General features: G+C 26.7%; 11 protein-coding genes. 1 reads left to right on the top strand and 10 read right to left on the bottom strand.

The annotated features are described in order from the left end of the window. Positions 1–353 precede the first annotated feature (353 nt). On the top strand, positions 354–827 hold the full coding sequence (bcp, locus tag B2694_RS13820) for a thioredoxin-dependent thiol peroxidase (RefSeq protein WP_346886249.1): 474 nt from the start codon (positions 354–356) through the stop codon (positions 825–827). Between the two features lie 117 nt (positions 828–944). Here the strand turns inward: bcp and B2694_RS13815 are convergent, their stop codons facing one another. From B2694_RS13815 to B2694_RS13770, 10 genes are all read right to left on the bottom strand, one after another. Then, positions 945–3,812 carry a VWA domain-containing protein gene (locus tag B2694_RS13815; protein ID WP_346886248.1) on the bottom strand — a complete coding sequence of 956 codons (2,868 nt, stop codon included), beginning with the start codon at positions 3,810–3,812 and terminating at the stop codon, positions 945–947. A gap of 59 nt (positions 3,813–3,871) precedes the next feature. Next, positions 3,872–5,659: a VWA domain-containing protein gene (locus tag B2694_RS13810; protein ID WP_346886247.1), complete on the bottom strand. Its 1,788-nt coding sequence runs from the start codon at positions 5,657–5,659 to the stop codon at positions 3,872–3,874. Positions 5,660–5,670: 11 nt separating this feature from the next. Next, on the bottom strand, positions 5,671–6,552 hold the full coding sequence (locus tag B2694_RS13805; RefSeq protein WP_346886246.1) for a DUF58 domain-containing protein: 882 nt from the start codon (positions 6,550–6,552) through the stop codon (positions 5,671–5,673). A 1-nt stretch (position 6,553) separates the two neighbouring features. Further along, on the bottom strand, positions 6,554–7,537 hold the full coding sequence (locus B2694_RS13800; RefSeq protein ID WP_346886245.1) for a MoxR family ATPase: 984 nt from the start codon (positions 7,535–7,537) through the stop codon (positions 6,554–6,556). Positions 7,538–7,551: 14 nt separating this feature from the next. Next, entirely contained in the window at positions 7,552–9,093 is a 1,542-nt protein-coding gene (locus tag B2694_RS13795) for a hypothetical protein (RefSeq protein ID WP_346886244.1), read from the bottom strand. Continuing rightward, positions 9,090–9,959, bottom strand: coding sequence for an ABC transporter permease (locus B2694_RS13790; RefSeq protein ID WP_346886243.1), 870 nt, complete (start codon positions 9,957–9,959; stop codon positions 9,090–9,092). The genes B2694_RS13795 and B2694_RS13790 overlap by 4 nt, the downstream gene beginning before the upstream one ends. Positions 9,960–9,971: 12 nt before the next feature. Further along, entirely contained in the window at positions 9,972–10,898 is a 927-nt protein-coding gene (locus tag B2694_RS13785) for an ABC transporter ATP-binding protein (RefSeq protein WP_346849284.1), read from the bottom strand. After that, a complete protein-coding gene (locus B2694_RS13780) occupies positions 10,899–13,283 on the bottom strand; it encodes a hypothetical protein (protein ID WP_346886242.1) in 2,385 nt (794 codons plus the stop codon). Between the two features lie 284 nt (positions 13,284–13,567). Continuing rightward, the gene (locus tag B2694_RS13775) at positions 13,568–14,293 is read right to left on the bottom strand and encodes a viral A-type inclusion protein (protein ID WP_346886241.1); all 726 of its coding nucleotides are present in this window, start codon (positions 14,291–14,293) and stop codon (positions 13,568–13,570) included. A gap of 13 nt (positions 14,294–14,306) precedes the next feature. Beyond that, complete coding sequence (locus tag B2694_RS13770; protein WP_346886240.1) at positions 14,307–14,660, bottom strand: hypothetical protein; 354 nt, start codon at positions 14,658–14,660, stop codon at positions 14,307–14,309. Between the last annotated feature and the right edge of the window lie 211 nt (positions 14,661–14,871).

Genomic DNA, 14,871 nt, shown 5'->3' with positions numbered 1-14,871 from the left:
ATAATATCTTATCTGTCAACATTTTTTTAAGAAGTTTTTTTCTTAATTTCTTGTTGTTTTACGCCGCATCTCTAAGCGACAAGACTTATCTTATCATGATCTTAAATAGATTCAATTTCATTATTTACCTGTTAGCTAGATAATATTCATATATTCCTATATTTTTCATCAACATACTTCTATTTTCTTGTACTGATACACCAGGACAAGTATCCTTATATATGTTTACTATATATGTATATTAATCCTTTTTTCTAGACTTTTTGTATATTTTAATCCCTATTAATGTTATAATATTAATAATAGATATTAGTTAATTATTAGTATTAACTTTCTTTAGGAGGATGATAATAATGAATGATACATTACAATTAAAAAAAACTCCAAACTTTTCTTTAATAGGTAGTGATAACAATACTCACTCAATTGGTGACTTCTTAGGCAAAAATATAGTATTATACTTTTATCCAAAAGATAATACCCAAGGTTGTACAAATGAAGCTATAAACTTTAAAGATAGCAAAGAATTATTAGCTGAATTAGATACAGTAATTATTGGAATTAGTAAAGACAGTGTTAAATCTCATGAAAGGTTTATTGAGAAACAAGAACTTAACTTTCTTTTGTTAGCTGATGAAGATAAATCTGTTTGTCAATTATATGATGTTCTAAAAGAAAAGAATATGTATGGTAAAAAGACTATTGGAATAGAAAGAAGTACTTTCATAATAAATAAAGATGGCTACATAGTTAAAGAATTTAGAAAAGTTAAAGTTCCAGGCCATGTAGATACAGTAGTTAACTTCATTAAAGAAAATTTAGTATAGATATATCATTTAAAACATATTTTTAACAAAACATCTAACTATTTATATATAATTAAAATGAGCAACCCTTTCACTTACAATAAAAGGGTTGCTCATTTTTAATTTAAACAGATATTTTTAATCTTCATTTCTCTCACGCTTCTTTTTTAATAACTCACCTGTGTTAAGACCCCCATTTTGATTTTTGTATTTATCCCTATTAAGTCTATCTTTATATATGCTTATACGCTTTATATTAGTTTTTTCCTGTTTTATATCTAGCTTTTTTTCTTCTAGATCTGTTTTTATAATTTCTTTTTTAAATATATTTTCTTCTTCTTTATTTTTCTTAGTTAAACTACCTATCTTTTTTGCTTTTATAGTATTATTTTCTTCTTTGTATTGTTCTATTTTAATTGCATATATCTTTTCTTTAATGTTATAAAAGAGCTTCTTATTTATATACCTCTTTAAACCTAACCTTCTATAAGTTATATCAAATAAAAACAATAACATAGCTGTTATTAATAATAAATTAGTTATATTTCTTTTAGTATGGCCTTTATTGCTCTTTATCTCATATATATCCTCTACAGAATTTATAATTTTTCCTTCAGTATCTTCTACTAAAGCTAATAAACTATTAGATTGTTCTTGAAATTTGTATTCGGGAGAATATTGATATGCAAACCCTCCTAATTGACTAGCTAAAATCTTACCTTGTAACTCTTCAGTAATGTTAAAACTATAAAATCCCAATTCACTCATAGGTACATTTCCTTCATATTTACCAGGTGATACTTGTTTTAGTTCAAATTCTGACGTAGTGTTTCCTTCAAAGGTATACGCTCCTTTAACCTTCTTATTATCCTCATTGTTGTTAGTCTCATATTGTACTTTGGCAATACTTCCTTCCTGTGTAATACTTAAATTTCCACTACTATCATAATCAATCATTGTCCATGATATTATATTACTAAAAAGTTGTGGTGTTTTTTTAAATGCTAATAAATCTTTACTCCATTGTCCATTTACATCTGAGGTAAAAGCTACTACTCTACCAATACCATATTGCCATGCTGCTAAAACTGGTTCATCCATATGAGAAGTCAATATCTCTATAGCTGTATTTTTTATAGAAGTACCTACATAACCAAAAATATGTGGAAATTTCCCTTCATATATAACATTATTCAAAATATCATGATGAGCAGATACTTTAGGAGTAAATTCTTCATTTATTAAGTATTCCCCAGTAGATATTAATATTTCATTTGCAAATATTCTTGGTACATCTGTATATATATCACTATGATAGTACCTCCCCCCAGCATTATTACTAAGCCATTCTAACAATTGATTATTACTATCAGTACCTATAGACACTGTAGATAAAGTCATTTTATCCTTCTTAATATCATTTATTAAAGCTTTATATTCATTTTCTCCCATACCATCTTGTCCATCTGTTAATAGTATTATATGTTTTATTTTTGCACTACTTTCTTTTTGCTTGTTATAAGCTTCATTTAGCGCTGAATATATAGACGTTCCACCTTCAGCTATAATACTATTAATTTTATCAGAAACCGTATCTTTGTTAGATAGCTTTTGCATAGGTACTGCCCAGCTATATTCTGTATTAAAAGTTACTACACCTATATTATCAGTTTCTCTTAAATTATCTAGGGATCTAATTGCAGCCTCTTTTGCTAAGCTAATTTTACTAAAACTGCCTTGATCTGAAGACAGCATACTAGAAGATCTATCTAATACCAACGTTAAAGATATCTCCGGAATTTCATTTTTACCTTTTTTATCAGAGCTAACAGGAAGTATCTCTTCAAAAACCGAATTCTTATATCCTCCTAAAGCATAAGAGTTATCTCCCCCTGTAGTTATAACTGCACCACCATAATCTTTCACATAACTTTCCACATTATCTAAAAAACCCTTAGGTAAATCGTCTACATGGGTATTGCAAAGAAATATTCCCTTATATTCTATAAGTTCATTTATAGATCTAGGTGCAGTACTAGGATTTATCATAGTATAACTACTACCTATGGTCTTTAGATTTTCTTCAAGTCCCTTTCCTTCATCAATTTTTCCTTGTATTACCAAAATCTCTGGTTTTGAAACTATATTAGTATATGTTGTATATTCATTATTATATGAGATTCCATCATTTTCTGGCTCTATAACTACTTTATATGGTTTAAACCCACCTTTATGTTGAATATCTTTAAATAAAAATGTATTATCGCCCTTTTCTATATCAATTTCTTTTTCACTTTTTTTTTCTCTTCCTGAATATACTGATATCCTTGATTTTGTCTTAATATTAGATTTAATATTTACAGTTACAGAAAATTCTTCTCCTATAGCTACTTTGTCAAGTATATCTATATCTTCTATATATACATCTTCTACTTGTTCACTATCTACTTTATATACTTGAAAATCAATCTGATTATCCTTAAAATAAGTTGACGTTTCTAATATATCACCTTGATTTTCTTTTCCATCTGTAATTAAAACTACTCTCTTATAGTCACTATCTTTAAACATGCTTAAAGAAAATTTTATTGCTTCTTCTATATTAGTAGTATTACCAATTGGAGAAGTTTGAATATCATTAAAGCTTTTAGAGTAGGTAAGGAACTGTTCTATTTCTTGATTTTCACCAAAAGTAACTATTCCTATTTTATTATTTGATGGTGAAGCTTCTATAGCACTTTTTACAAATTCCTTTATTTCACCTTTATAATTACTCATACTATGAGATAAATCCAATAAAAATATGGTTGATGAATCCTTTGTCTTAACACTTATACTTATGTTACACATAGCAAGTATAAGTATTGTTATAATAATAAACCTATTTATATTAATAAAACTAATACCTTTGTCTTTTAATTTAATCTTTTTAGATATCAAGTACATTACCATGAGAATTATTGGTATTAAAAATAACAAATATACTTTTTCAATTTCAAAGTTCACTCCAGTCCCCCCTTTCTAATGATTATATAGCTATAAAAAATTAATTTTTAATATATACTTTAATATCCCTTTTTATACAAAACCCATTCCACAATAATAAAAAGCATAATTAAACTTATTATATAAGGTGTTATATTTAACATTCCTTTAATGCTACCCTTGTTATTCGATCTAGCTTCTAAATCCTCTATAGTATCTTCCATTATATTTCCTTCCTCAATAGATGGAAAATTAATAGAGAACATTTCATTAAAACTATGATTATTATCTTCTATAGCATAAACTCCAAGCTCTAAATTTTCCTTTAATATACTATCATTCTCTATAGTATGCACTCTTCCACTGGGAGTAGTTAAAATTAATTCATCATATGCTGAACTTCCATTTATTTTTATATCCTCTCCACCAATATAATTACTATTAACTATATTTCTATCTATAAGCTCTTCACATATATAATCAATAAGCATAGGAAACTCTGCTTTAAGTGGTAAATCAGTATCATGAAAATCAAAATTTACTACAGCAACTTTCTGATTATTATGTTTCCCAAGAAATAATACAGATTTATCTCCTATATTTATTAAAGACTTTGCCCATGACGGCATTTCAGTCTTCTTTATTTTAGATGCTATAAAAGTCATATTCTGAAGGTATTTAGGTATATCTTCACTAACTACCGCAGCTTCTCCACCAGCTTGTTCACCTAATACACTAAATAAATTATTTTCTGTTGGATTAACTATTAAAATATTACCATCCTGAGGCATATATTCACCTAACATGCCATCAAAAATATATAAATTATATCTATCCTTTTCAGATATATTACTTATATCATTAGTTTTTATTACATCTGCCTTACTAACTACAGACAAAGCTTTCTCCAAAAAGACATTTTTATTACTTACAAGCAATACTTTTTTATCATCATTATTCTTCATTACATGATAAAATGTATTATCTTCTAATATGGCATCCTTTCCTGATATTTCACCTTTTAAGTAATCTATATCAGTATCTTCTATATTAAAATTAAGTGTAATCTCTTCTCCTTTTTTTAATTCTATGGAAGTAGCTTCTAGTAATTCCTTTTCCCCATAAAGATAAAAATCTCCACTATAATCATCATTTCCTCTATTGGTTATGGTTGATATTATTGATACCTTTCCATCTTCTATTTTATGAGCAATATTATCTATAGATATATTAGATTTGTTTTTATCTAAATAAACTATTCTTCCATTTATATCTCCTATGTCTAATTCTTCATCAGTTATAAATAACACCTCATAATTTTTTAGCTCCTTAGTCATTGATTCAATTAATTTTATAGAATCCTTTAAATCCCCTGGACTAAAACTTTTAGTTATGCTGTCAATTTTATCTTTAACTAAGTCCTTATTTTCTGATGCTGTAACTAATACCTCCACATCCTTATTTCCTGTAATAATAGATATCTTTGTGCCATTTGTAGCAGATTCTATATATTCTTTAGCTATAGCTTTTCCTCTATTGATACAGGTTTCCTCATTATTTACACCTAACATACTAGCTGAGTTGTCTATTACTATTATTAAATCAGTATATTCCTTACCCAAAAATCTTATAAATGGATTCATAAGAGCTAATATAATTAGTAATGTAATCAATATTTGGAGGAATAACATAATATTTTTCTTTAATTTTTCAAAAGGACTATTAACTTCTAGTGTTTTATATATTTCTTGCCAAAATATTAACGATGATACTGAGAGATCCTCAGATTTTTCCTTTAAAATATATAATAAAATTAAAAAGGGTATGGTTACTAAAAAAAATAATGGCCATATATTCAAAAAGCTCATAAATTTCCTCCTTACCCTAAAAGTTTATGATTAAATAAATCTGTTAAAATTATTTTTTCTATATCCTCTTCCGAATTTACCCTTATAAAAGCTCCACCATACTTTTTAACTATGTTTTTTAACATATCCTCATGTTCTTTTATCCTAGATTTATATAATTTTAATAACTTTGGTGTTATTGATACTTTAGCTTCATCCTTAGTTTCCATATCTATAATATTCTTAGTTCCCATAATCTCAGGATCTCTTTCTTCTTTGCATAATATTTGTATAAATACAACCTGTTGTTTTTTATAAGTAAGATACTTCACTATTTCTTCTATTTCTTCTTCTCCATTAGAAATTAAAAAATCCGATATTAGAATAGACATACCTATATTAGTAAATCTATTTTTTAATATAGTTGATTTCAGGTTTGTTTTACCACTAAACTCTAAGCTTTCTAATCCATCTATAATCTTAATAAAAGATTCTTTTCCCCTTGACCTGTTAAATAGTTCAGTTCCCTCTTCCTTTAACACACTAATTCTTACCCTATCAAGATTATTAATAGCAATATAACTTAAGGATGCTGCTATTTTTAAGGCCATGTTCCCTTTATTAAATTCTCCAAAATCCATAGACTTACTACAATCTATAAATATACTAAAGTTACCTTCTCTTTCTTCCATAAAAAGTTTTACAAATAATTTTTCAAATCTTCCATAAGCATTCCAATCTACCCTTCTAAAATCGTCCCCATGAACATACTCTCTAAAATCTGAGAACTCTACTGAAGTTCCTCTAGCTTTAGATTTTCGCCCTCCTTGAGTTCCTTTGGATAACTTAAGATTTAATTTTATACTAATATTATTTAGTTTTCTAAAAAATTCTTTATCAAATTTCCTGTTCATTTTATATAACCTTCAAACTTTTAATAACTTCTTTAATAACCATATCAGTAGTTATACCTTCTGATACAGCTTCAAAATTAAGGAATATTCTATGTCTCAACACTGCATATGCAATATCATTTATATCTTCAAAGGCCACATTAAGTCTACCCTTTAAAATAGCTTCTACCTTAGAACCATTAAAAAGACCTTGAGCTCCCCTTGGACTTGCTCCTACTTCTACATACTTTTTTATAAAATCATTAGAATATTCACTTTCAGGATGAGTTGCTAATATGAGTTTTAGCGCGTATTCTTTAACTGCCTCTGCCATAGGTACTTCTCTTACAATCGACCTCATAGCCAATATATCTTCACCTGTGAGTATACCTTCCAAATTTACATTGTTATTAGTAACAGTAATATCCATAATGTCCTTTAACTCATTTAAGGATGGAAAATCGACTTTTAACTTAAATAAAAATCTATCCATCTGAGCTTCTGGAAGGGGATAAGTTCCCTCCATCTCTATTGGATTTTGTGTAGCTAAAACCATAAATGGGCTAGGTAAATTATATGTGGTTCTTCCTACGGTAACAGTTTTTTCTTGCATGGCTTCTAAAAGAGCTGATTGAGTCTTAGGAGTAGCTCTATTGATTTCATCTGCTAAAACTAAATTGGCAAATATAGGGCCTTGTTCAAATTTAAATTTAGTTTCTTCTTTATCTTTAACAATAAGGTTTGTTCCAACTACATCAGCAGGCATAAGATCCGGTGTAAACTGAATTCTTGAAAAACTTAGCTTTAAGACCTTAGAAATAGTTTTAACTAGTTGAGTTTTTCCAAGTCCTGGCACTCCTTCTAGAAGTATATTTCCTCCACACAAAGCTCCTATTAAAACCTTTCTTATTACATCCTTTTGACCTATAATCCCCTTAGATATTTCAATTTCACACTTATTTATTTTCTCTACAGTATCTTCTATTAATTGTTTATTTATCTCCATTTTCCACCTCATCCTTATTTTAATTCTTCAAAGTATTTTTTTATTAAATCTTGCAGCGACTTTGGTATTGATTTATTTTTAAGTCCTACTATCTCACTATTAGAATATTCATGAATAATTTTTTCATAGTCTATAGAATCTCCAGCTATGTTTACTCCATTCTTCGTAGTGATACTTTGAGAATTTCCACCTTCTGATATATTTCCTTTTAAATTATCATCAGCACCTGTACCTCTATTAGGAAGAAATACCTTCTCACCACTGTTAAGCTTTCCTTCTCCATTTTCTTTATTTCCAGTATCCCATCCACTTCCATTTCCTGAACCACTACCATTTCCACTTCCATTACCTGTGCCATTGCCGTTACCATTCCCTTGGCCATTTGTTCCATTTCCACTTTGATTATTTTGTGCTTCAGTACCATTTTTGTTATCTCCATTATCAGCATTGATGGAATCCTTATTTAAACTTATCAAAGCATTTTGTAACTTACTAAGATCTATATTCCCACTACTAATGGATGCTGCTGTAGAGGATAATGCACCTTTTAAATTTTCATCTGTTATATTAGCAGATATATTCTCAAGATTATTTGAAATTTCTTCTTTATCTTCATCTTTCAAATTCTTTAAATCTTCCCCTAATTTATCTAAAGCTTCTTTAATTTTATCTTCATCTTGAGAATTTATAGCTTCGCTAAGTTCTTTCATTTTGTCAATTTTAGATAACTCCTTAGCAATTTTATTTAAAATAGCTAATTTTTCACTTGTTTGTTCTTTGTTTAAATTTAATTTTTTCAAAATATTCTGTATTTTGTTTTTACTATCCACACTATCTAAATTTTTCTCTATATTATCTAGTTTTTTCTCCAGCTTATTTAAAGCTTTTTCTGTATCTTTTTTACTTTTACTCTTCTTTATTTCATCTATAGACTTATCTAATTCCTTTACTATATCTAACTTATCCTCCTCTAATAACTCCTTACTACCCTTCGTGTCCTTTTTCTCATCCTTTATTTTTTCTATTACTTCTTTATTAAACTTCTTCATCTTTCTAATCTCTCTAGCTTGGTTTTTAGCAGTAGTCGGAATACATAAAATTATAATGAAAACTGTTAAAATAGCTATTAAACTATATAAATTCTTTCTTTTTATGTGAAAAGGAGTAATTTTTGAAATCTTAATTTCTCTTATTACCTCTATGGTATCTTCCTTCTGTGCATTTGATATGTTGTCATCCTTATTTATTAATTCTAATGAAGTAATTAATCTCTCATTAAGCCCCTTAGAATCTAGCTTAAGAGTTACCTTTTTATTATCTGGTCTAAGCTTATACAAATATATAAATATATAAATACTAATAGATATAGTGAATATAATAAAGCATATTTCAAATAAATTGTATATGGGTATAAATAACCCTAATATGCTTGCCATAAAGGAAATACTTAATGCCACTATTAGTGACACTAGTAAATTCTCTATAAATACATTTAGCCTTATTCTTTTTCCACCCTTCTTTATAAACTTTGAAATTTGTTTATCTATATTGTTCATCTTCTCACCTTAATAATTGATTTTCTTACTGGATTTAATCTCCATGCTGAAAGTAATATTAGCAATAATGTTACTATTCCTTGATTTATTAAAGATATAACAAATATTTTATTTAAATTCATATAGTTTATTAAATCAGGAGCAAAGTATAAAATTCCATTCTGTTTAATTAGAATATATATAAACTCAATAGTTGGATTAATATACAACCAAAATGGTAGATTTATTGTAAATGTTGATATTGTATTATTAGATAATGCATCATAATAATCTCTACTAATCACAACAAAACCTATTATAATAGTTCCAATTACAATAAATAAAACCGTTAATATACTTGCCACCGTTGAAGATTTTGAACTCTTAAATACAGTAGACATAAATATTCCTATAGATCCCACATATATAGTTGTACTTATAAAAAATAGTGTTAATATAATTAATTCTTTAAAACTAGTACCTCCAACTAAGAAGTTTATAGCATATATTGGCATAGTGCTAATAATTAATAAAGCAACTTTTGTTACAGTTGACATTAATTTTCCTAAAATTATTTTCATAGGTGACAGATTAGTTGAAAGTAAAATATCTAATGTCTGCCTTTCTCTTTCTCCTGTGATTGATGTAGCTGTAAGTACTGGTACTATAAACATCAATAACACCGCTTGCCCACAAGCTAAAGCAAAACTTAGTATTGTAAATTTACTTAAATCTATTCCCATACCATATTTATCACTATTTATAATAAAATAAGCCCACATAGCTACTATTGAAAGTATCCCTACATATAACATAACCATTAAATTAAATCTGAAGGTTCTAACTCCTACCTTGCTTTCATTCTTCAATATAGGATTAATTTTCATAATTCTTTCCCCCTACTTCGATTCCTTTTCAGTAATCTTTATGAATACATCCTCTAAATTTTCACTTACTTGAGTAAAAGAAACAATAGGTATATCCTTTAATACCAAAGCCTTAATAGTATTAGATATTTCTATTTCTCCTCCATTGAAAAAAACTGTAAGTTCTTTTGAATTTTCCTTTATATTTGTTATATATGGAAGTTCACTAAGTATAACCTTTGATTCCTTAACTTTATCTCTTACTATTATTTTTAATGGATTATTACTACTCATTCTGCTTAGTAAATTATTTATACCACCGGAGTATATCAAATTACCTTCTTCTATAATTCCAACTGATGTACAAATTTCATTCATTTCAGAGAGTATGTGAGAACTTATGATAACTGTCTTATCCATGTCTTTGAGATTTTTCAAAATACCCTTCATCTCAAATCTAGATCTAGGATCCATTCCTGAAGCTGGTTCGTCAAGAATTAACAACTCTGGATTATGAACTAAACTTCTTGCAAGGCAAAGTCTTTGTTTCATTCCTCTAGATAATCCGTCTACATAGGCATGTTTTTTTTCTTCTAAGTTAACTAATTCTAGTAAATCCATTATCAAATCTTTTGATTCTTTTCCTACAATTCCATAAATAGATGCATAAAATTCCATATACTCTATAACTTTTAAGTTCTCATAAGACCCAAAGAAATCAGGCATATATCCGATTTTTTCTTTTAACTTTTTATTATCCTTTAAAGCATCTATCCCATCTACATATATTTCTCCACCATCAGCAGGTAATAGCCCAGCAATGATTTTCATAGTTGTACTTTTTCCTGCTCCATTAGGACCAATAAATCCAAATATATCCCCTTTTTTTAGATGCATATCTAATCCATTAACTGCTTTATATTTACCATAAAACTTTTCAAGATTTATTATAGTTAACATCTACTTCACCTTACCCTTCACAGAAATATCTGGAATTCTAGTCCACTCTTCATTATTACCATGAATTTTAATTTTAATATTTCCATCTAAGATGTAGTCTTCTATGTTAGTTAAGCTTAACTCATCATCAAAATTTAATACTTCATAATCCTTAATCTTGTAATTGTAAATTTTATATTCACCCTTCATTTTGGAACTACCTTGAGAGTAATTCTTTTGAAAATTAATACTTTCTATAACTACATCTTCTTCTTGTAATTGATAACTAAGTATTAATTCCAAGTTTCCACTTATTGTTCTTTCATTAGGGTCATAATGTCCATCTACATTACTTTGTTCCATTATATATGGTACAAAATAACCATATGGATATTCTATAGTGCCATCTTCTGACTTATAACTTATATTTATATCATTAATGAATATAGTATCATTTTTATTCAAAGGAGCTTTACCATTTACTTTTAAATCATATTCTACTTCCTTTTCTGTAACCGCAATTAGTTTAGAAGCTTTTTTATTATTATCATACATAGAGTTATTATATAAATAATCCAATAACTCACAAGTTCTTAACTCATACTTTTTATTATCTTTAATTTTATTACCATTATTATAATTATCATCTCTAATTTTATTAGTTATTTCCCACATATTTAATGCTGAAGTAAATTTATCACTATCCTCTACAGATATCTTTTCACCATTAGCTAAACTTCCCAAATCCCATATTTTATATGGAGTCATAACCACTAACTTTTTAATATCACACCCTAAGTTATTGGTAATATATCCCGTTAGCTTACCACTATAAAATTTCAATTCCTGCTCCAATGGTTCAAAGGTAGTATTAAAATTACTAACCTGAAAAACTTCTGGACTAAATGAAGACACTTCACCAAAATTATAGTATGTCTTATCCCCTTCTTTTATCATATTTAATCTCATAGTTGCATTTTCATTGCTATTATAATTATTATTATATCTATAATAGTCATTGGTATTTTCTATGAGATTTAGATTTATATCTTCTGGTTCTTCTATTACTACTTTTCTACTTTTGGCTGTTAACACCCCTAGATAACTCTCGATTTTTGTCTGTCCATCTAAATCTACTGATACAATATTTACTTTATTCGCTATAATGTCTTGTACCCTTGAATTACTGCCTATAAAATATATAAGAACTGTAAACCCAATAGATATTATCGGTATTAATAACCATACATAATCTCTTTTATTTAGCCTCTTCAATACAATATAGATTAGTACACCTATAATTAATATATATATTATAAAAAGTATTATCATAAGCTGAAAAGATGGCAGACCTATATCCTTAACTGTACTTAATAATGAATTTAAATTCCAAAATCCTTCTCGACCATTGTCAATTTTATTATTAAAATCTGATGTTATTTCTCCCCATACTAAATTATTTTCACTTGATTTTGAAATCTTTTCTGTAGCTAAATCCCAGGGAAATACAATAACCTGTCCATTTTTCTTAATAACCTTGCTTATAAAATTATTATCCTCAAACAAGCTCATAGAATCTTCGATATTCATTTTCACTGCTAATACATTTAAATTATCTTCTCCAATACTCATGTCCCGTGATATGGCTTCAGAAAAAGTACCATTTATAATTTTATTATTAATACCACCTATAACCTTTTTATAATTCTCTCCCGTACCAACTACTAAAATTCCTCCATTAGATACCCATTGATTTAAATTAGTTATATTATCCTCTGTTAATTTTAACGTATCATAATTATTTATAATTATCATATCAATAACATCTAAAGACTTAGAATTTTTTTCTATAACTTCTTCTGATATACTAACTGGAATTAACTTTTTATTCCCCATATCAGGATTATTATTCATATTGACATTAATATTAGATATATAATTTAAACCATTAAAATCATCAGTCAATACACCTACTAATATATCTCCATCATTTAATCTTCCTTTATTAACATTGATTGTTTCTTCATGTATAACTTCATTATTATCTGTAATTAACCTTACTTTAAACTTATTCACAATATTTATGTTGTACCACAAGCTCTTAGTTGTATTTTCAGCAATATTTATACTTTCAGTATTTAAATCATATTTATTTGTATCTGGAACCAATGTTTCAATTTGTATCCTCCCCTGAAACTCCACCCCATTGTTAGTAATCACTAAATTGATAGGAGTTTTACTATTAATTTTATATCTTCCATCTACCCCATAAGAAGCTTTTAAATTTATGTTATATTTATTATCTATTGCACTTGCTATATTGAAATTTAAAATATTATATATAAAAATTATACTTAATATAGTCAGTATGAACCTGGATTTTATTAATTTGTTTTTTAAAATCATTAATTTACCCCCTAATTAATCTAAAAACATCTATTATTTATTTCTAATCTATAAATATATTTATTTTAAATTGAATATATTTATTTTTATTTATTTTTATTTACTACATGTTTAATTTTAACATAGTTTAATTAGTAAATTTATTACAAATACATTACAATTTATTTATATATTACTTACAATTTATTTACGAAATAATTTTATAAAAATCTATATAAAATATATATTTATAAAAAATGTAGATAAGTTTTATTTATATAACCTATCTACATTTATAATTATATTTATTTTTTTTGTAATTCTTCTTCAGCTTTTTTCTCTTCATCTTCATTATTTTTTAATTTATCAATTTCATTCTTAATTTTATCCTTCATCCTATTAGCATTTTTATTTATATTTCCTATCTCATTGGATATCTTAGATTCTATATTCAATATACCTTTACTTAAGCTAGTTAATTTTTTATTATTATACGAATTAGAATTTTCATTGGGCTTAATATATCCTGATTCAACTTTTAATCTATTTTTTATCTCTTTTAGTCTACTTATATATTCAGTAGAATGACTTATCTCTATTAGTTCATTTAAACTAGCAGATATTATAACTCCATCCTTTACTTCATCCTCAGTTACTTTATTCTTTTCTGCTTCTACTTTTTTTGCTTCAAGTTCCTCTTTTTTCTTGTCTATTTCTTTTTGCTTCTCATTCATTAATAATTGTTGTATTTGAGCCTCTACTTCTTGGATTTTACTATTTATTTCTTCCATCTTATACTTTTTTTCTTCTGGACTCATCTGCTTTTCTCTTACAGCTTCCTTTTGGTGCAATAATTCTTGCTTTATCTTTTCAAAATTATTAAGTAGCTCATTTTGATTATTTTTATTATTGAATTTTAAACTTTTACCTTCTTTGTTTTCTTCATCCACTTTAATATTTTTAAACAATGAACTTGTTTTGTTAATATTATTATTTTGTGATATGTTTATTCCCATTGCATTTATTTTCATTTTCTTTATCTCCTTATTTATTTATAATGGTATTTAAAATTTCTTCTTCTCTATCTATATACTCTCTAATCTCTGAATTATTTAATAACTTTTCTCTTACAACTTCAGTTATTATTCTATTTTCATTCATTAAATCAATTAGACTTTCGGCCACTATAATATCTTCTTCAGGGTCATTCTCTTTGTCCACTTCTTTTATATTATTTTTAGCTGGTTGCTTTTTAAATTTATTTAATTCCTCCTTGAAATTTTTATTTTTGTCATTATTTAAATTATTATTAATTCTATTTGATTTATTAAGCTTTTTAACTTTCCTGTTTTCATAAATTGCAAGTTTTTCAGTATCAAGATATGTCCTATCTACCATAACACTCCCACCCCTATCAAACTCCATTACTTAATTATCGTATTCTTTTATTTTATATTAATAGAATAATTATCCAAAACACTATAATAAATAAAATTTAATTGATTTATACTATAACTTATATTAGTTGTAAAAATGCAATAAAAAAAGTGCCCTTGGCACTTCAACTCCCATAACCCCTCAATCATGAGGGGGACTGGGGGTTTATTTT

It is taken from the genome of Clostridium sp. UBA4395 (genome assembly GCF_002390995.1).
Lineage (GTDB): Bacteria > Bacillota > Clostridia > Clostridiales > Clostridiaceae > Clostridium_J > Clostridium_J sulfidigenes.
This window is presented reverse-complemented; position numbering and strand designations above follow the sequence as displayed.